The organism is Phycicoccus ginsengisoli, from assembly GCF_054779295.1.
The window spans coordinates 38,911-57,788 of the sequence record NZ_BAAGYN010000003.1 but is presented as its reverse complement, the minus strand read 5'-3'; the positions used below and the strand labels follow the sequence as shown (position 1 = coordinate 57,788).

19 protein-coding genes are annotated in these 18,878 nt (G+C 73.2%); 16 read left to right on the top strand and 3 right to left on the bottom strand.

Annotated features, from left to right (window positions below):
* The first annotated feature begins 35 nt into the window (after positions 1–35).
* The 7 genes from hpt to ACYVDO_RS05415 all read left to right on the top strand — a co-directional run bounded on the left by hpt (position 36) and on the right by ACYVDO_RS05415 (position 7,423).
* Complete coding sequence (hpt, locus tag ACYVDO_RS05445) at positions 36–587, top strand: hypoxanthine phosphoribosyltransferase (RefSeq protein WP_460933546.1); 552 nt, start codon at positions 36–38, stop codon at positions 585–587.
* 189 nt (positions 588–776) lie between these two features.
* Positions 777–2,873, top strand: a complete 2,097-nt coding sequence (gene ftsH, locus ACYVDO_RS05440; RefSeq protein WP_460933544.1) for an ATP-dependent zinc metalloprotease FtsH — start codon at positions 777–779, stop codon at positions 2,871–2,873.
* Positions 2,874–2,885: 12 nt separating this feature from the next.
* Positions 2,886–3,479 carry a GTP cyclohydrolase I FolE gene (gene folE / locus ACYVDO_RS05435; RefSeq protein ID WP_460933542.1) on the top strand — a complete coding sequence of 198 codons (594 nt, stop codon included), beginning with the start codon at positions 2,886–2,888 and terminating at the stop codon, positions 3,477–3,479.
* Positions 3,476–5,218 (top strand): phosphatidylglycerol lysyltransferase domain-containing protein, encoded by a 1,743-nt coding sequence (locus ACYVDO_RS05430; protein ID WP_460933540.1) that lies wholly within the window; start codon positions 3,476–3,478, stop codon positions 5,216–5,218. Before folE ends, ACYVDO_RS05430 begins: the two co-directional genes overlap by 4 nt.
* Positions 5,215–6,060, top strand: coding sequence for a dihydropteroate synthase (gene folP, locus ACYVDO_RS05425; RefSeq protein WP_460933538.1), 846 nt, complete (start codon positions 5,215–5,217; stop codon positions 6,058–6,060). The genes ACYVDO_RS05430 and folP overlap by 4 nt, the downstream gene beginning before the upstream one ends.
* Positions 6,057–6,941, top strand: coding sequence for a 2-amino-4-hydroxy-6-hydroxymethyldihydropteridine diphosphokinase (gene folK, locus ACYVDO_RS05420; RefSeq protein ID WP_460933536.1), 885 nt, complete (start codon positions 6,057–6,059; stop codon positions 6,939–6,941). The genes folP and folK overlap by 4 nt, the downstream gene beginning before the upstream one ends.
* The gene (locus ACYVDO_RS05415) at positions 6,938–7,423 is read left to right on the top strand and encodes a DUF3180 domain-containing protein (RefSeq protein ID WP_460933534.1); all 486 of its coding nucleotides are present in this window, start codon (positions 6,938–6,940) and stop codon (positions 7,421–7,423) included. Before folK ends, ACYVDO_RS05415 begins: the two co-directional genes overlap by 4 nt.
* Positions 7,424–7,515: 92 nt before the next feature.
* On the opposite strand, the gene ACYVDO_RS05410 is transcribed toward ACYVDO_RS05415, so the two are convergent.
* Both ACYVDO_RS05410 and ACYVDO_RS05405 read right to left on the bottom strand, forming a co-directional pair.
* A complete protein-coding gene (locus ACYVDO_RS05410) occupies positions 7,516–8,688 on the bottom strand; it encodes an NADH-quinone oxidoreductase subunit D (protein WP_460933532.1) in 1,173 nt (390 codons plus the stop codon).
* Between the two features lie 29 nt (positions 8,689–8,717).
* Positions 8,718–9,275 (bottom strand): hypothetical protein, encoded by a 558-nt coding sequence (locus ACYVDO_RS05405; RefSeq protein ID WP_460933530.1) that lies wholly within the window; start codon positions 9,273–9,275, stop codon positions 8,718–8,720.
* 125 nt (positions 9,276–9,400) lie between these two features.
* On the opposite strand from ACYVDO_RS05405, the gene ACYVDO_RS05400 reads away from it, so the two are divergent.
* Complete coding sequence (locus tag ACYVDO_RS05400) at positions 9,401–10,606, top strand: cytochrome P450 (protein ID WP_460933528.1); 1,206 nt, start codon at positions 9,401–9,403, stop codon at positions 10,604–10,606.
* Here the strand turns inward: ACYVDO_RS05400 and ACYVDO_RS05395 are convergent.
* The gene (locus tag ACYVDO_RS05395; RefSeq protein ID WP_460933526.1) at positions 10,590–11,552 is read right to left on the bottom strand and encodes an SAM-dependent methyltransferase; all 963 of its coding nucleotides are present in this window, start codon (positions 11,550–11,552) and stop codon (positions 10,590–10,592) included. The genes ACYVDO_RS05400 and ACYVDO_RS05395 overlap by 17 nt on opposite strands.
* Positions 11,553–11,665: 113 nt before the next feature.
* Between ACYVDO_RS05395 and ACYVDO_RS05390 the strand changes: the two genes are divergently transcribed.
* From ACYVDO_RS05390 to ACYVDO_RS05355, 8 genes are all read left to right on the top strand, one after another.
* On the top strand, positions 11,666–12,562 hold the full coding sequence (locus ACYVDO_RS05390) for a Rossmann-like and DUF2520 domain-containing protein (protein WP_460933524.1): 897 nt from the start codon (positions 11,666–11,668) through the stop codon (positions 12,560–12,562).
* On the top strand, positions 12,559–13,500 hold the full coding sequence (panC, locus tag ACYVDO_RS05385) for a pantoate--beta-alanine ligase (protein WP_460933522.1): 942 nt from the start codon (positions 12,559–12,561) through the stop codon (positions 13,498–13,500). The genes ACYVDO_RS05390 and panC overlap by 4 nt, the downstream gene beginning before the upstream one ends.
* A gap of 50 nt (positions 13,501–13,550) precedes the next feature.
* A complete protein-coding gene (panD, locus tag ACYVDO_RS05380; protein WP_460933520.1) occupies positions 13,551–13,979 on the top strand; it encodes an aspartate 1-decarboxylase in 429 nt (142 codons plus the stop codon).
* Positions 13,969–15,714 (top strand): L-aspartate oxidase, encoded by a 1,746-nt coding sequence (locus ACYVDO_RS05375; protein WP_460933518.1) that lies wholly within the window; start codon positions 13,969–13,971, stop codon positions 15,712–15,714. Before panD ends, ACYVDO_RS05375 begins: the two co-directional genes overlap by 11 nt.
* Positions 15,711–16,601, top strand: coding sequence for a carboxylating nicotinate-nucleotide diphosphorylase (gene nadC / locus ACYVDO_RS05370; RefSeq protein ID WP_460933516.1), 891 nt, complete (start codon positions 15,711–15,713; stop codon positions 16,599–16,601). Before ACYVDO_RS05375 ends, nadC begins: the two co-directional genes overlap by 4 nt.
* A gap of 102 nt (positions 16,602–16,703) precedes the next feature.
* Entirely contained in the window at positions 16,704–18,227 is a 1,524-nt protein-coding gene (lysS, locus tag ACYVDO_RS05365) for a lysine--tRNA ligase (protein ID WP_460933514.1), read from the top strand.
* Positions 18,224–18,436, top strand: a complete 213-nt coding sequence (locus ACYVDO_RS05360; RefSeq protein WP_460933512.1) for a hypothetical protein — start codon at positions 18,224–18,226, stop codon at positions 18,434–18,436. The genes lysS and ACYVDO_RS05360 overlap by 4 nt, the downstream gene beginning before the upstream one ends.
* A gap of 96 nt (positions 18,437–18,532) precedes the next feature.
* Positions 18,533–18,868: a histone-like nucleoid-structuring protein Lsr2 gene (locus ACYVDO_RS05355; RefSeq protein ID WP_379116877.1), complete on the top strand. Its 336-nt coding sequence runs from the start codon at positions 18,533–18,535 to the stop codon at positions 18,866–18,868.
* Positions 18,869–18,878 lie beyond the last annotated feature (10 nt).

Below are 18,878 nucleotides of genomic sequence, written 5' to 3'. Positions count from 1 at the left end.
CCACCCCGCGCCGCCGACACCCCAGGAGAAGAGCCGTGGACGCTGCCCACATGGGAGCAGACCTGGAGAAGGTCCTCATCACCGAGGAGGAGATCCAGGCCCGGCTCGCGGAGCTGGCCGAGGAGATCTGGGCCGAGTACCAGGGCAAGGACCTGCTCCTCGTCGGCGTGCTCAAGGGCGCCGTCATGGTGATGGCCGACCTGTCGCGGGCGCTGCCGGGCACGGCGCCGGTCGACTGGATGGCGGTCTCGTCGTACGGCTCGGGCACCAAGTCCTCGGGCGTGGTGCGGATCCTCAAGGACCTCGACACCGACATCTCGGGCAAGCACGTCCTCATCGTCGAGGACATCGTCGACTCGGGCCTGACCCTGTCGTGGATCCGGTCCAACCTCGAGTCCCGCTCGCCGGCCTCGGTGGAGATCTGCACGCTGCTGCGCAAGCCGGAGGCCGCCAAGGTCGAGATCGACGTCAAGTGGGTCGGGTTCGACATCCCGAACGAGTTCGTCGTCGGCTACGGGCTCGACTACGCCGAGCAGTACCGCAACCTGCGGGTGGTCGGCACGCTCGCCCCGCACGTCTACGCCTGAGGCGAACGCCCGAGGGGGACGCCGCGGGCCGGTGCCGCCCGTCCGGAACACCCGCGCCATCCGGCTCGTTGACCAGCACGAACCACGGGGGTACCGCGTAGTACCGTCGTGGTGACGCCGCGCCCAGCAGGGTGACGGCACGAAGCGTGACCGAGCAGGAGGCACGGGGTCCCCAGCCCCGCTACACACATGGACTTCAAGCGCATCCTTCGAGCCCCGTTGTTCTGGGTCGTGGCCGTCGTCGCGATCACCCTGACGGTGTTCAGCTTCAGTGATGCGGGTGGCTACACCCGGATCGACACCTCGGCCGCGCAGCAGCTCATCTCCGAGAAGAAGGTCGAGCGCGTCGTCGTCACCAACAACGAGGTCATCAACATCGACCTCAAGAAGGGGCAGACGTACTCCGACGGCAAGAACGTCAAGGACGCCACCAAGGTCCAGACGCAGTACGTCGACGCCGCCGGCCCCGGCATCATCCAGCTGCTCAAGGACAACCCGCCGCCCGGCGGGGTGGACCAGCAGATCAAGGACACCAACCCGATCCTGGCGCTGCTCGGCTCGCTGCTGCCCATCATCATCCTGCTGGCGATCTTCTGGTTCCTCATGAACCAGATGCAGGGCGGCGGCTCGCGTGTCATGCAGTTCGGCAAGTCGCGCGCCAAGCTCGCGACCAAGGACACCCCCAAGGTGACGTTCGCCGACGTCGCGGGCGTGGACGAGGCGGTCGAGGAGCTCCACGAGATCAAGGAGTTCCTGTCCGAGCCGGCGAAGTTCCTCGCGGTCGGCGCCAAGATCCCCAAGGGCGTGCTGCTCTACGGCCCGCCCGGCACCGGCAAGACCCTGCTCGCCCGCGCGGTCGCCGGTGAGGCCGGGGTGCCGTTCTACTCGATCTCCGGCTCGGACTTCGTCGAGATGTTCGTCGGTGTCGGCGCCTCCCGCGTCCGCGACCTGTTCGAGCAGGCCAAGGCCAACGCGCCCGCCATCGTCTTCGTCGACGAGATCGACGCCGTGGGGCGACACCGTGGCGCCGGCCTCGGCGGTGGCCACGACGAGCGCGAGCAGACGCTGAACCAGCTGCTCGTCGAGATGGACGGCTTCGACGTCAAGACCAACGTCATCCTGATCGCGGCGACCAACCGCCCCGACATCCTCGACCCGGCGCTGCTGCGCCCGGGCCGGTTCGACCGCCAGATCGCGGTCGAGGCCCCCGACATGATCGGCCGCCACCGCATCCTCGAGGTGCACTCCCAGGGCAAGCCCATGGCCACCGGTGTCGACCTGCTCGCCGTGGCCCGGCGCACGCCCGGCTTCACCGGTGCCGACCTGGCCAACGTGCTCAACGAGGCGGCGCTGCTCACCGCGCGCAGCGACAAGAAGCTCATCGACGACCACGCCCTCGACGAGGCCATCGACCGGGTCATCGCCGGCCCGCAGAAGCGCACCCGGATCATGTCCGCCAAGGAGCGCAAGATCACGGCGTACCACGAGGGTGGGCACGCCCTGGTCGCCGCGGCGATGAACCACCTCGACCCGGTCACCAAGGTGACGATCCTGCCCCGCGGCCGCGCGCTCGGGTACACGATGGTCATGCCGACCGACGACAAGTACTCGACCACCCGCAACGAGATCCTCGACCAGCTCGCGTACGCCCTCGGCGGCCGCGTCGCCGAGGAGGTCGTCTTCCACGACCCGACCACGGGTGCGGCGAACGACATCGAGAAGGCCACCGGCATGGCCCGCAAGATGGTCACCGAGTACGGCATGAGCGAGCGCATCGGCGCGATCAAGCTGGGCCAGAGCCAGGGCGAGGTCTTCCTCGGCCGCGACATGGGCCACGAGCGCGACTACTCCGAGGAGATCGCCAGCGTCGTCGACGGGGAGGTGCGCAAGCTCATCGAGAACGCGCACGACGAGGCGTGGCACGTCATCAACGACAACCGCGACATCCTCGACCACCTCGTGCTCGAGCTGCTCGAGCACGAGACGCTCAACGCCAAGGAGCTCGCCGAGCTGTTCCAGCCGGTGCGCAAGCGCCCGCTGCGACCGACCTGGCTCTCGAGTGAGACCCGGTTCCTGTCCGACCAGCCGCCGGTGCTCACGCCGGCGGAGCGGGCCGCGCAGAACGGCAGCGGGCTGCAGTCCGCCGGGACCGACCGCCACACCGCGGCGGCGATCGACCGGGCCGCGCAGGCCGGTGCGGTGAAGTCGGCCGAGGAGCACCCGCCCACGCAGATCATCGAGACGCCCGGGAGCGACCCGGTCGACCCCGGCGCCGGGCAGCACTGAGGCGTCACCTCGATGCCATCCGAGACGCCACGGCACGTGGTCGACCAGGCGCGTGCCGAGGCAGCCGTCCGTGAGCTGCTCATCGCCATCGGTGAGGACCCCGACCGCGAGGGCCTCGTCGAGACGCCGGCACGGGTCGCGCGCGCGTACGGCGAGTTCTTCGCCGGCCTCGCCCTCGACCCGGCCGACGTCCTGAGCAAGACGTTCGAGATCGAGCACGAGGAGATGATCCTCGTGCGCGACATCGAGGTGTACTCCATGTGCGAGCACCACCTCGTGCCGTTCCACGGCGTCGCCCACGTCGGGTACATCCCCGCCCGGGACGGCCGGGTCACCGGCCTGTCCAAGCTGGCCCGGCTGGTCGAGATGTACGCCCGGCGGCCCCAGGTGCAGGAGCGGCTCACGACCCAGGTCGCGGACGCGCTCGTGACCCACCTCGGCGCGCAGGGCGTCATCGTGGTCGTCGAGTGCGAGCACCTGTGCATGTCGATGCGCGGGATCCGAAAGCCCGGGTCGCGGACCATCACCTCGGCCGTGCGCGGCCAGCTGCGCGACCCCGCGACGCGGGCGGAGGCGATGTCCCTCCTGCTCGGGGGCAAGCGGTGAGCGGTCGGGAGAGCACGCGCACCCCCACCCCCCGCCTCCCCGGGTTCCTGGCCGCCAGCAGGGCGCCGGCCCTCCTGGGCAACCTCACCTACCTCATCGGGCTGCTGGACCTGCTCACCGGGCTGCTGCACAGCTGGCGGCACCGGCTGGTCGAGGTGACCGAGGTGCTGCCCGGCGCCCTGTCCGACGCCGCGGCTGCCGCGACCGTCGTGTCGGGCGTCCTGCTGTTCGTCCTCGGGCACTCGCTCAAGCGGCGCAAGCGGCGCGCCTGGCGCGCGGCGGTCACGCTCCTCGGGATCTCGGTGGTGCTGCACGCGGCCAAGGTCGAGCCGATCTCGACGCTGGTCTCGCTGGGGGCGCTGGCCCTCCTCGTGCGCTACCGGCGCGAGTTCTTCGCCCTCGGCGACCCGAGCACCCGGTGGCGTGCGGTCCGCGCCTTCCTGGTGCTGGGGACCGTGTCGTTCCTCGCCGGGACCGCTGCGATCTGGATGAACCGCCGCCACATCGTCGGCGGCTTCCCCTCCTTCCCCGACCTCGTGCGGGAGCTGCTCTACGGCGCGGTCGGGGTGAGCGGGCCGCTGCAGTTCACCCACACCCGCGCGGACGACATCGTCGGGTCCCTCCTGCTCGGGCTCGGTCTCATGACCGCCTTCACCACCGTCTACCTGGCCCTGCGACCGGCCGAGCCCCGCCCCGAGCTCACCGACGACGACGAGTCCCGGCTGCGCCTGCTCATGCAGCGGCACGCCGACTCCCTCGCGTACTTCAACACCCGCCACGACAAGTCCGTCGTCTGGTCGCCCACCGGCAAGGCCGCCGTCGCCTACCGCGTCGTCAGCGGCGTCATGCTCGCCAGCGGAGACCCGCTCGGCGACCCCGAGGCGTGGCCGGGGGCCATCGAGGCGTTCCTCGAGGAGGCGCGCAACCACGCCTGGACCCCGGCCGTCCTCGGCTGCTCCGAGCACGCGGGCACCGTGTGGGTCCGGGAGACGGGCTTCACCGCCCTCGAGCTCGGCGACGAGGCGGTCGTCGACACGACGACGTTCACCCTCCAGGGACGGCCGATGCGCAACGTGCGCCAGATGGTGGGCCGGATCGAGCGTGCCGGGTATGCCGTCGAGGTCACCCGCGTGCGCGACGTCGACCCCGCCATGCGCGACGAGGCGATGAAGGACGCGTCCGCCTGGCGGTCGTCCGACACCGAGCGCGGCTTCTCGATGGCGCTCGGCCGGCTCGTCGACCCGGCCGCGGACCCCGACTGCGTCTTCGTCACCGCTCGCCAGGACGGCGTCGTGCGCGCGTTCCTGCAGTTCGTGCCGTGGGGCGAGGACGGCATGTCGCTCGACGTGATGCGCCGCGACTCCACGGCCGAGGCCGGCGTCAACGAGCTCATGATCGCCACCGCCCTGCAGCGCGCGCCCGAGCTGGGGGTGCGCCGGGTCTCGCTCAACTTCGCGGCCTTCCGCTCCGCGCTCGAGCGCGGCGAGCGCCTCGGAGCCGGACCGGTGCTGCGGCTGTGGCGCCGGGTCCTGCTCTTCGCCTCCCGCTGGCTGCAGATCGAGAGCCTGTACCGGTTCAACGCCAAGTTCCAGCCGCAGTGGCAGCCGAGGTTCCTCGTCTACCCGGCGGCGTCCGACCTGCCGCGGGTCGCACTGGCGGCGCTGGAGGCCGAGGCGTTCCTGGTCTGGCCAAAGCTCGGCCGGCTCGGCGGCGCCCGCGAGGCCGTGGGGGCCGCATGACCGCCGACTGGCCGCTGCGCCGCGCCGACGGCCTGCCGGTGGTCATGGGCGTGGTCAACGTGACCCCCGACTCCTTCAGCGACGGTGGGCAGTGGTTCGAGCCCGACGCGGCAGTCGCCCACGGGCACGAGCTGCTGGCCCAGGGCGCCGACGTCCTCGACGTGGGCGGGGAGTCCACCCGGCCCGGGGCGGAGCGCCCCTCGGTGGAGGAGGAGCTGCGCCGGGTGCTGCCCGTCGTGCGGGCCCTGGCCCAGGACGGCGCGGTCGTGTCGGTCGACACCATGCGGGCCGAGGTCGCCGAGGCGGCGCTCGCAGCGGGCGCGGCTCTCGTCAACGACGTCAGCGGGGGGCTGGCCGACGACGCGATGGGGGCGGTCGTCGCCGACGCCGGCGTGCCGTTCGTCGTCATGCACTGGCGGGGCCACAGCGCCGGCATGCAGTCGCGCGCGGTCTACGACGACGTCGTGCGGGAGGTCCGCGACGAGCTGCTCGGCCGGGTCGACGCGCTGACGGCGCAGGGGGTGCGCGAGGACCGGCTGGTCCTCGACCCCGGCTTCGGGTTCGCCAAGCTGACCCCCCACAACTGGACCCTCCTGGCCCGCCTGGGTGAGCTCCTCGCGCTGGGGCACCCGGTCCTCGTGGGCACCTCGCGCAAGACCTTCCTCGGCCGGCTGGGGGTGCCCGAGGGCGGGCCGCCGCGCGAGCCGTTGGACCGTGACGTGGCGACCGCCGCCACGTCGATGCACGCCGCCAGGCTCGGCGCGTGGGGGGTACGCGTGCACCACGTGCCGTCCACCCTCGACGCGATGCGAGTGGCCAGGGCCCTGCAGGAGGCGCCATGACCGACCAGATCGTCCTCAAGGGCATCTCGGCCCGGGGGCACCACGGCGTCCTCGACTTCGAGAAGCGCGACGGGCAGACCTTCGTCGTCGACGTGACCATGGACGTCGACCTGGCGCCGGCCGGGTCCAGCGACGACCTGGCCGACACGGTCAACTACGCGGATGTGGCCGCCGACGTCGTCGCGCTCGTCGAGGGAGAGCCGCTGGACCTCATCGAGGCGCTCGCGGCACGGATCGCCGACCGGGTCCTGGCCCGCCCCCTCGTCGAGGCGGTCGAGGTCACGGTGCACAAGCCGGAGGCGCCCGTGGGGGTCCCCTTCACCGACGTACAGGTCGTGGTGGCCCGCGAGCGGCGCACTCCCGTCGTCGTCGCGCTCGGGTCCAACGTCGGCGACTCCGCCGAGACGCTGCACGACGCGACACTGGCCCTGCACGGGCTGCTCGACGTCACCGCCGTCTCCCGCGTCGTCGAGACCGACCCGGTCGGCGGCCCGGAGCAGCCGGCATACCTCAACGCGGTCGTCACGGGCACCACGCACCTGGCACCGTCGTCGCTGCTGGCCGGGCTGCACGACATCGAGAGCGAGCACGGGCGCACCCGCGAGGTGCGCTGGGGCCCGCGGACCCTCGACCTCGACCTGGTGCAGTACGGCGACCCGGTGTTCGACACCGACGTCGTCATGCAGACCACGACCCTGACCTTGCCGCACCCGCGGGCCCACGAGCGCGCGTTCGTGCTGGTGCCGTGGCTGCAGGCGGACCCGGAGGCCGTGCTGCGGGTGGCCGGGCAGGTGCGGCGGGTCGGTGACATCGTCGCCGGGCTCGACACCTCGGGCGTGCGCCCCGGGCCGGACATCGACCTCCTGGAGGGCCCGTGGTGAACTCCGGCACGGGGCTGCGCTGGTCGCAGCTCGTGGCGATCGCGCTCGTCGTGGGGCTGGTGTCGTTCGTGGGGTGGCGCGTCTACCTCGGGCGCGGCCACCTGCTCTCGGCGCCATCCTGGGTCTCCGCGGTGCTGCTCGTCCTCATGGCGGTCCTCGTGCTCGCGGCGGGCCTTCCCGTGCGCCGCTTCATCCGGGGCCGGGCGACCAAGACGCTCAGCCCGATCCGGGCGGCCCGCACCCTGGTGCTGGCGCAGGCCGCCGGGCTCACCGGGTCGGCCGTCCTCGGCTGGTACGCCGGGCTCGTGCCGCACGCGGTGGCCGACCTCGACCTGCCGGGCTACCGGGACGCACTGTTCCGGCTGCTGGCCGTCAGCGTGGCCGCCGCCCTGCTCGCGGTCGCAGGGATGCTGACCCAGCGCATGTGCCGCATCGACGGCGGTGGCGAGGACCGGCGCGACGACGGCCGCGACGACGCCTGACCCCGGCCCCATCCCGACTTAGGGCCACTGAGTCGCGCTCCGGTGGGGTCGGTCGAGGGCTTGGTGGCCCGACGTGCGGCGAGAGGGCGGCGCTACTTGTCGACGTCGCCGACGACGAAGAACATCGAGCCGAGGATCGCGACCATGTCCGACACGAGGTTGCCCGGCAGCACCTCGCCGAGCACCGACACGTTGTTGAACGACGCCGAGCGCAGCTTGAGCCGCCACGGGGTCTTCTCGCCGCGGGAGACCAGGTAGTAGCCGTTGAAGCCGAGGGGGTTCTCGGTGGCGGTGTAGAGGTCGCCCTCGGGCACCTTGAGCACCTTGGGCAGCCGGACGTTGACCGGGCCGCGCGGCAGCGACCGCAGCCGGTCGAGGCAGGCCTCGGCGAGGTCGAGGCTGACGTGCACCTGCTCGAGCAGCACCTCCAGCCGGGACAGGCAGTCGCCGTCGGTGCGCGTGACGACCCGGCCCGGCCCACCCTCGGCGAACAGCTCGGCATACGCGAGGTAGGGCTCGTCGCGCCGCAGGTCCACGTCGACGCCGGACGCGCGGGCGATGGGCCCCGAGACGCCGTATGCCGCGATCGTCTCCGGCGTGAGCACCCCCACCCCGCTGGTGCGGGCCTCGAGGATCTCGTTGCCGACCAGCATCGACTCGAGGTCGGGGAGCCGGCGGCGGACCGAGGAGACGGCGTGGGCGACCCGGTCGAGCCAGCCGGCCGGGAGGTCCTCCTTGAGGCCCCCGACGCGGTTGAACATGTAGTGCATCCGGCCGCCGGACGCCTCCTCCATGACCGCCTGGAGCTCCTCGCGCTCGCGGAACGCGTAGAAGATCGGGGTGATGGCGCCCAGCTCGAGCGGGTAGGAGCCGAGGAACATCAGGTGGTTGAGCACCCGGTTGAGCTCGGCCAGCAGGGTGCGGGCCCAGACCGCGCGCTCCGGGACCTCCATGCCGAGCATCCGCTCGACGCCGAGCACGACCCCCAGCTCGTTGGCGAACGCCGAGAGCCAGTCGTGCCGGTTGGCCAGCACCACGATCTGCCGGTAGTCGCGCACCTCGAACAGCTTCTCGGCGCCGCGGTGCATGTACCCGACGATGGGGTCGGCACTGACGATGCGCTCGCCGTCGACCACGATCCGCAGCCGCAGCACCCCGTGGGTGGCCGGGTGCTGGGGGCCGATGTTGAGCACCATGTCGGCGGTCGCGAGGCCGCTCGCCCCCATGCCGACGGTGAGCTCGCGCTGGTCGCCGGTGGTGCCCATGCCTGCAGGCTAGCCGGGTGCGTCGGGGTCTAGCCGGGGCAGCCGGGGATGTTGTCCGCGGCGACCATGCGGCCCTGGTCGTCGAGCTTGACCAGGACGGTGTTCTCGCGGTCGGGCAGCTTCGCGAGCGCCGCCGCGTCGGCGGACTTGGTCTGCAGTGGCTGGTCCGCGGCGACGCAGTGGTGGACGAGGATCCTCGCGCCGTCGGCGACGGGGATCGAGTACGTGAGCTTCGCGTTCTGGTTCTCGTAGGGGACCGCGCCCTTGAACGGCGCCGTCGGCACCCCCTGCTGGGCGAGCTTGGCGTCGTCGAGGCCCTTCCAGGTCCAGCGGTCGAGCTCGATGACGGTCGTGCCGGCCACCGTGCCGACCTTGGTCACCGTGCCGTAGTCGAAGGCACGACCCTTGACGTCGCTGGTCGCGGTGGCGGCCGGGGTCTTCTTCGCGGGGGCCGCCTTGGCGGTCACCGTGGGCGTGACGGTCACGGTGACGTCGGCGCCCGTCGGGCTGCCACCGCAGCCGGCGAGGGCGAGCGAGGCGACGGCGGCGAGGCCGGCGACCACGCGGGCACGGTGCTGGAAGGTCATGGGGACAGGGGTCCTTTCGAGGTTCAGCAGCGATCCAGTGTGCCGTGGACACCGGTATCGGCCCAAAACGTGCAGGTGGTGGACCCTGCCTGACAGCGGGCGGAGGCCTGCGGCAGGCTGTTCCCGTGCCCACGAAGTCCTCGCTCGACGCCGCCGACCTGCTCGACCTCGGCGACCCGGCGGTCGTCGCCGACCCCTACCCCGCCATGGCGGCCCTGCGCGAGCAGGCACCGATCGCCTGGCACAGCCGGATGGGCACGTGGCTGGCGACCGGCCACGCCGAGGCCGGGGCGGTCCTGCGCGACCGCCGCCTCGGCCGCGTCTTCGGCCCGCGCACGCCCGAGGACGACTGGGACACCTTCAACTGGCTGCACGCCGACTCGATCCTCGACAGCGAGCCGCCCAAGCACACCCGGCTGCGCCGCCTCGTGGCCGGCGCGTTCGGCCGTGGCCACGTCCAGCGGCTCGCGCCACGGATCGAGGAGCTCGCCGCCGGCCTGCTCGCGCAGCTGCCCGACAGTGGGCCGTTCGACGTGATCGAGCAGTATGCCGAACCGTTGCCGGTGCTCGTGATCGCCGAGCTGCTCGGCGTGCCCGAGGCCGACCGGCACCACCTGAGGCCGTGGTCGCAGGCGATCGTGCGGATGTACGAGGTCGACCGCACGCCTGCCGAGGAGCAGGCGGCCCGCGAGGCTGCCGCGGCCTTCGCGGCCTACGTCGAGGAGCTGGCGACGGACCGGGCGAAGGCGCCGGGCGAGGACCTGCTGAGCGACCTCGTCCAGGCCCGCGACGGCTCGGACCGGCTGTCCGCCCACGAGCTCGTGGCGACCGCCGTCCTGCTGCTCAACGCGGGCCACGAGGCGAGCGTCAACGGCTTCGGCAACGGGTTGCACTCGTGGCTCACCGCGCCCGACCAGCCGCAGGTCGACGTCCGCGACGAGGCAGCGCTCGAGCAGCTGGTCGAGGAGCTCCTGCGGCACGACAGCCCGCTGCACCTCTTCGAGCGGACCGCCAAGGAGCCCGCGTCCGTCGCCGGCATCGAGCTCGAGCCGGGCGACAAGGTCGCCGCGCTGCTCGGCGCCGCCAACCGCGACCCGAAGGTCTTCGCCGACCCCGACCGGTTCGACCCGACCCGCGACCCGAACCCGCACCTGGCGTTCGGCGCCGGCATCCACTTCTGCATCGGGGCGCCGCTGGCCCGGCTCGAGCTGGCGATCTCGGTGCGCACGCTGCTGGGGCGCCATCCCGGGCTGGAGCTGGTCGAGGCGGTGCAGCGGCCGACGTTCGTGCTGCGCGGGTTCGAGCGGCTCGTCGTCAGCCCCGTCGCCTGAACGCCCAGAGGAAGTCGCCGAAGCCGCCGGGGGCGCGCAGGTGCGCCGCCGCGCTCGACTCCTGCAGCGCCTGCAGGTAGCCGGCGGGGTCGGCGCGGGCCAGCTCCACCGGCGGCGTCCGGCCCTGGACGCCGAGCCGCGCGAGCGCCGTGCGCTGGTCGACGACCTCGTCGTGCTCCAGGGTGTCCATGGCCACGTGCGCGGTGAGGTCACAGGTCCCGTCCGGCACGGGGTCCACCCGGTGCCCGAGCCGGTATGCCGTGAGCGTGCCGTGCACGGGCCGCGTCGCCGCGGTGTGGCCGTAGTCGACCGCGAGCACCAGGCCGCCGGTGACCTTGTCGAGCAGGGCCGACCAGGCCCGGTCGCGGGCGAGCCCGACCTCCACCCGCTCGCCCGGGCCGGCCGTCGGCCAGTACTGCTCGGCCCAGGCCAGCTCCTCACCGGTGAGGGGCCCGCCCCACGACTCGACCCCCGTGACCGGGTCGACGAGCCGCTCGCGCAGGATGCCTCGGTCGTCGACCTCCGCGACGGTGCACGGCACGACGTCGAGCCACTCGTGCGCCACGACGAGGACGTCGCGCAGGTCGTCGAGCTCGTCGGGCAGTGCCGGGCCGCCGGGCGAGACGAGCCACGCGACCTCGTTCGGGAGCTGGCCGGGGCGCGGACCCACGTCCACGCCGGTGAGCCGCACCGACGGTGCCGTGGGCTGCTCGCCCTGCCGCACGGCATACAGCTGCGCGAGCAGCTCACCGCCGCCGCAGCCCACGTCCACGACGCCGGTGAGCCCGTGCTCGTCGGCGAGCCGCAGCAGGGCCCGGGCGAGGACGCGGCCCGTGGGGCCGTGGGTGGCGGTGATGAAGTGGGCGGCGGGCCCACCGCGGGCGCGGTAGAAGCCGCGCGGGCCGTAGAGCGCGTCCTGCCACACCGTCGACCAGGTCTGCGCCACGGGCCCAACCTACGGCCGTCGGTGCCCCGGGGTCCCGGCGGCCGCGGCCGGTCGGGCGGCCCCGCAGCCGGGCGCTCGCGGCGGGGCGTGCGGGCGGCGATAGGTTTGGGCCCGTGACCAGCAGCGACGAGCGCCCGGCGCGCCTCACGGTCGGCGTCGTCGGCGCCGGACGGGTCGGTTCGGTCCTGGGCGCCGCGCTGGCAAGGGTGGGCCACCACGTCGTGGCCGTCTCCGCGGTGAGCGAGGCCTCCCTCGTCCGCGCCGCCGACCTCCTGCCGGGGGTGCCGGTGCTGCCCCCGGACGAGGTCGTGCGCCGCGCCGAGCTCGTCGTCCTGGCCGTCCCCGACGACGCACTCGAGGGGCTGGTCGCCGGGCTCGCCGCCACCGGTGCGTGGCAGCCCGGCCAGCTCGTCGTGCACACGTCCGGGCGGCACGGGCTCGAGGTGTTCGGGCCGGCCGGCCACCAGGTGCTCGGCATGGCGCTGCACCCGGCGATGACGTTCGCCGGCACGGCGCTCGACCTCGACCGGCTCGTCGAGTGCTGCTTCGGCGTCACCGCCCCCGAGCCGCTGCGGGCCGTCGCGGAGGCGCTCGTCGTCGAGGTCGGGGCCGAGCCGGTGTGGATCGAGGAGGCGGCCCGGCCGCTCTACCACGCAGCCCTCGCGCACGGCGCCAACCACCTCGTCACCCTCGTCTCGCAGTCGCTCCAGGCCCTGCGCGCCGCCGGGGTGGAGGCTCCCGACCGCATGCTCGGACCGCTCGTCGAGGCGGCGCTCGACAACACCCTGCGTCGGGGTGACGCCGCTCTCACAGGCCCCGTGGCGCGGGGGGACGCCGGTACCGTGGCCGAGCACCTGCGCCAACTCCGAACCCTGACCCCCGACGTCCGGCCCACCTACGTCGCGCTCGCGCGGGCCACCACCGAGCGCGCCCTGGCCGCCGGCCGCCTTCGACCCCACGCCGCGGAGCCCCTCCTGGAGGTCCTCGCGCACGACGAGGAGCGCCCATGACCGACCAGGACACCGCCCCCCGGGCCCCGGAGGGGCTGCCCGTGCCCCCCGTGGCCCGGACCCGGGACGAGCTGCGGGCGGCCCGGCGGGCGCTGGGCGACGGCGACGTCGCCGTCGTGATGACGATGGGGGCCCTGCACGACGGTCACGCGACGCTCATCCGGTTGGCCCGGCAGGAGGCCGCCCACGTCATCGTCACGATCTTCCTCAACCCGCTGCAGTTCGGGCCGAAGGAGGACCTGTCCCGCTACCCGCGGACCTTCGACACCGACATGGAGATCTGCCGCAGCGCGGGCGTCGACCTCGTCTTCGCCCCGACGCCGGACGTCGTCTACCAGGACGGCGACCCGGGCGTGCGCATCTCGGCCGGCCCGCTCGGCACCGTGCTCGAGGGCCAGGCGCGCCCCGGCCACTTCGACGGGATGCTGACCGTCGTCGCCAAGCTGTTCCACCTCACCGCCGCCGACAGCGCCTACTTCGGCCAGAAGGACGCCCAGCAGCTGCTGCTCATCCGCCGGATGGTGCGCGACCTCGACTTCCCAGTGCGGGTCGTCTCCGTGCCGACGGTACGTGAGCCGGACGGTCTCGCCATGAGCAGCCGCAACGCCTACCTCACCGAGACCGACCGCGAGGTCGCCCTGTGCCTGTCGCGCGCGCTGGACGCCGGGGCGGCCGCGGCCGCCGAGGGGCCGTCGGCGGTGCGCCGCGCGGCGCGGGCCGTGCTCGTCCGGGAGCCACTGGCACTGATCGACTACCTCGTCCTGGTCCACCCGGCGACCTTGGAGGACGTCCCCGAGTGGTACCGGGGCGAGGCGCTGCTGGCGGTCGCCGGCCGCGTCGGCACCACCCGGCTGATCGACAACCTGCCCATCTCCGTCGGCCCCGGCGGAGGCGCTCTCGACGTCTTCTCCGACGTCGACTCGGCCACCACCGCCTGACCGCGACCGGCAGCCGACCGTCCCAGCCGCAGCGCCCCCAGGAACCCGTCATGCAGCGCTTCATGCTCTACGCGAAGATCCACCGCGCGACCGTCACGCAGGCCGACCTGCACTACGTCGGGTCGCTCACCCTCGACCGCGACCTCATGGACGCCGCGGGCCTGCTCCCCGGGGAGCAGGTGGACGTGGTCGACGTCGACAACGGCAACCGGCTCACGACCTACGCCATCGAGGGGGAGCGGGGCTCGGGGACCGTCTGCATCAACGGCGCGGCGGCCCGGCTGATCTCGCCCGGCGACACCGTCATCATCATCGCGTACGCGGCGATGGACGACGCCGAGGCGCGGACGTTCGAGCCCCAGGTCGTCTTCGTCGACCGGCAGAACCGGATCGTCGAGGTCGGCCACGACGCCGGCGACGTGCCTGACGGGTTCGGGCTGCACACCTCCGCCGTCACCCACCGCGGCCATGACGCCTGAGGCCGGCACGCCCGTCGGCACTTTGGACGGCACCGAGCACACCGGCATACTCCGCCTGCCCGGCCGGCTGCGCGCCCCGCAGCCCGGGTGGACCGCGCAGGCCGACGTCATCGTCGTGGGCTCCGGCATCGCCGGCCTCACGGCCGCGCTGCGGCTGCGCCAGCGGGTCGACCACGTCCTGCTGGTCACCAAGACGGTGCTCTCGGAGGGTTCGACCCAGTGGGCCCAGGGCGGCATCGCGGCCGCCCTCGACCCGGCCGACTCCCCGGAGGAGCACCTGCACGACACCCTCGTCGCCGGCGTCGGGATCTGCGACGTCGACGCCGTGCGGGCGCTGGTCACCGAGGGCCCGCAGCGGGTGCGCGAGCTGGTGGCGCTCGGCGCCGAGTTCGACCTCGACGAGGCGGGCGAGCTCAAGCTGACCCGCGAGGGCGGCCACCACCGCGACCGCATCGCGCACGCCGGCGGCGACGCCACCGGCAAGGAGATCTCGCGGGCGCTCATCGCGGCCCTGCACCAGGTCCTGGACGACCCGGGCATCGAGGTCATCGAGCACGCGCTCGTCCTCGACCTGCTGCTCGACGCGACCGGGCGCGCGTGCGGCGTCACCCTGCACGTCATCGGGGAGGGCCAGCGCGACGGCGTGGGTGCCGCCCGCGCGCGGGCCGTCGTCCTGGCGACCGGTGGCCTGGGCCAGGTGTATGCGGCGACGACCAACCCCTCCGTGGCCACCGGCGACGGGCTCGCCGCCGCGGTCCGGGCCGGTGCCGACGTGGCCGACGTCGAGTTCGTGCAGTTCCACCCGACGGTGCTGTGGCTGGGCCCGGGAGCCAGCGGCCAGCAGCCGCTCATCTCCGAGGCGGTGCGTGGCGAGGGGGCGTTCCTCGTCGACGGCGACGGGGTCCGCTTCATGCAGGGCCGCCACCCGCTCGCCGACCTCGCCCCACGCGACGTCGTGTCGCGCGCCATCGCGCAGCGGATGCGCGAGACCGGCAGCGACCACGTCTACCTCGACGCTCGGCACCTCGGCCGCGAGTTCCTCGAGCGGCGGTTCCCCTCCATCGTCGCCCGGTGCCGGGAGCTCGGCTTCGACCCGGCCACCGACCTGCTGCCCGTCGCGCCGGCCCAGCACTACGCCTCCGGGGGCGTGCGCACCGACCTGCACGGCCGGACCTCGGTCGAGGGCCTCTACGCCTGCGGCGAGGTCTCGTGCACCGGTGTCCACGGCGCCAACCGGCTCGCGTCCAACTCCCTGCTCGAGGGCCTGGTCTTCGCCTCGCGGATCGCCGACGACCTCACCACCCGGCTGGCGGCCGGCGAGCTGCCGCCGGTGCCGCCCGGGCAGGCCGGGCGCCCACCCGGGGCCGCCGCCCTGCTCGGTGAGGCCGAGCGGGTCCGGCTGCAGACGGCGATGACGGCCGGGGCGGGTGCGGTGAGGACGGCGGAGTCGCTCGCCGGCACGACCGGCGAGCTCGCCCTGCTGGCGGCCGAGCCCCTGGACGCCGACACCGCCGAGCCCGGGCCGCAGTCGTGGGAGACGACCAACCTGCTGCACGTCGGCCAGCTCCTCGCGGTGGTCGCGGCCCTGCGCGAGGAGACCCGCGGCGGTCACGTGCGCGACGACTTCCCCGACCTCGACGACGCCCGCTGGCGGGGCCACACCGTGGCCTCGCGCGGACGGGACGGCGTCGTGACCACCACCTACGAACCCGTCCAGACGGAGGCACCCGCGTGACCGACCTGCAGTTCCCCCAGGAGGCCGCGCTCGCGGTGGTCCGCACCGCCCTCGAGGAGGACCTCGGCCCGCAGGGCGTCGACGTCACGACCGACGCCACCATCCCGGGCGACCAGGTGAGCACGGCCCACCTCGTCGCGCGGGCCGACGGCGTCCTCGCCGGCACGCCGGTCATCGGGCTGGTCTTCGACGAGGTGGCCCGGCGGCTCGGGGCCGAGCCGCTCGTCATCGACTGCCCGCACGAGGACGGCGACCTCGTCGGCGCCGGCGACGTCCTGGCCGTCCTGCGCGGCTCGACCCGGGTGCTGCTCGAGGGCGAGCGCACGATGCTCAACCTCGTCTGCCGCCTCTCCGGTGTCGCGAGCCACACGTGGGACTGGGCCCGCCGGCTCGAGGGCACGGGCGCGACCGTGCTCGACACCCGCAAGACGACGCCGGGCCTGCGGGCGCTGGAGAAGTACGCGGTCCGGGCCGGTGGCGGCACCAACAAGCGCATGGGCCTGTACGACGTGGCGATGATCAAGGACAACCACAAGCTGGCCGCGGGCTCGCTCTCCAGGGCGTATGCCGCGGTGCGCGCCACCCACCCCGAGGTGCCGGTGCAGGTGGAGGTCACCACCGTGGCGGAGGCCGTCGAGGCGGTCGGCGTGGGCGCCCGCTTCCTGCTCTGCGACAACATGTCGCCGGCACTGCTGCGCGAGACGGTCGAGGCGGTCCGGGCCACGGGCGAGCAGGTCGAGCTCGAGGCGACAGGCGGCCTGACCCTGGGGGTGGCGCGCGAGTACGCCCAGACCGGCGTGGACTACCTGTCCGTCGGCGGCCTCACCCACTCCAGCCCGATCCTCGACCTCGCCCTCGACCTGGTCGACGACGCCGACCCCGCCTGAACCCGTCGAGGAGGCAGGACATGCCGACGCGCGGCGCCGGACGTCGGCATGTCCTGCCTCCTCGACCGCGGCTGAGGGTGGCGCAGGCGCGCTGGGTACCCTTTGCGGGTGACCCAGAGCCCCGGCCAGACGACCGTCGCCACGCCCGAGACCGACCTGCCCGAGCAGATGAAGGTCCGGCGGGACAAGCGCGACCGCCTGCTCGCCGAGGGCCGGGATGCCTACCCCGTCTGGGTCGACCGCACCCACACGCTCGGCGAGGTCCGCGAGCAGTGGGGCCACCTCGAGGCCGGTGAGGAGACCGACGAGCTCGTCGGGGTCGCCGGCCGGGTCATCTTCATCCGCAACACCGGCAAGCTCGCGTTCGCCACGCTGCAGGAGGGCGCCGGGACCCGCCTGCAGGTGATGCTCAGCCTGGCCGAGGTCGGCGAGGAGTCGCTCGCGGCCTGGAAGGCCGACGTCGACCTCGGCGACCACGTCTTCGTCGAGGGCCGGGTCATCTCCTCCAAGCGCGGCGAGCTGTCGGTCATGGCGAAGACCTGGCAGATGGCGTCCAAGGCGCTGCGCCCCCTGCCGGTGCTGCACCACGACCTGTCCGAGGAGGCCCGGGTCCGCCAGCGGTACGCCGACCTCATCGTGCGCCAGGAGTCCCGCGACATGGTGCGCACCAAGGCCCGCGCGCTGTCCGCCATCCGCGGCGTCCTCGACGGCCAGGGCTACCTCGAGGTCGAGACCCCCATCATCCAGCTGGTCCACGGCGGCGCGGCGGCGCGGCCGTTCCGCACCCACATGAACGCCTTCGACCAGGACATGACCCTGCGCATCGCGCTCGAGCTCAACCTCAAGAAGGCCGTCGTGGGCGGCGTCGACCGCGTCTACGAGATGGGCCGGATCTTCCGCAACGAGGGTGTCGACGCCACCCACAGCCCCGAGTTCACCATGCTCGAGGCCTACCAGGCCTACGGCGACCAGACCACCATCGGCGCCCTCATGCGCGACCTCTACCTCGGCGTCGCGGACGCGCTCGGCTCCCGCACGGTGCAGACCGAGCGCGGCACCGTCGACCTCGACGCCGAGTGGCGCTGGCTCCCGGTCTACGACGCGGTGAGCGAGGTCCTCGGCGAGACCGTCACCATCGACACCGACCTCGAGACCCTGCTGGCGTATGCCGCGAAGCACGACGTCGACGTCGACCCCGGCTGGGACAAGGACAAGGTCTTCCTGGAGCTGCTCGGCGAGCTGGTCGAGCCGACCCTGCTGCAGCCGACCTTCCTGTGCGACTACCCGGCGGTGGCGCAGCCGCTCGCCCGGCCGCACCGCTCCAAGCCGGGCCACATCGAGGCGTGGGACCTCATCATCGCGGGGGTCGAGCGCGGCACCGGCTTCTCCGAGCTCGTCGACCCGGTCGTGCAGCGCGAGGTCCTCACCGCCCAGTCGGTCAAGGCCGCCGGCGGCGACCACGAGGCGATGCAGCTCGACGAGGACTTCCTGCGGGCGCTCGAGTACGGCGCGCCGCCGATGGGTGGCCTCGGCCTGGGCATCGACCGGATGATCATGCTGTTCACCGGGGCCAACATCCGCGAGACGATCCTCTTCCCGCACCTCAAGCCGGAGGTCTCCCGATGAGCGGTGTCTGGCCCTACATCGCCGCCATCATCCCCTCGGCCGGTGTCGGGTTCCTGTTCTGGATCGTCGTCAAGAACATGATCGAGGGGGACCGCAAGGAACGCCTCGCGCATTCCCAGTGGGACCGCGAGCACGAACGCGAGCACGAAAAGGAACAATCCCGGGAAAAGGCGGCGGACATTTCCCCGGCACCCCCGGAAAAGGACTGAGAAAGGCCGGGGAAATCAACCTCCCGCTTTTGCGGCGCCGCTTTTCCCGGCTATCTTCCTCTCGTAAGGATTTCCTTTTCCCTGAGAGGAACCCAGATGGCCCAGCGTGTGAACATCGTCCTCGAGGACGACCTCGACGGCAGCGAGGCCGACGAGACGGTGTCGTTCGCCCTCGACGGCACGACGTACGAGATCGACCTCAGCGCCGCGAACGCCGCCAAGCTCCGCGACGCCCTGGCGCCGTACGTCGGGCACGCCCGCCGCGCGTCGGGACGCCGGGCCCCCGCCCGCTCCACCTCGAGCCGGTCGGGTGGCGGCGCCAAGCGCGACCTCGCCGACGTCCGCGAGTGGGCGCGGGCCAACGGCCACCAGGTCAGCGACCGCGGCCGCATCTCCGCCGAGATCCAGGCGGCGTACGACAAGGCGCACTGACCGCCATCTC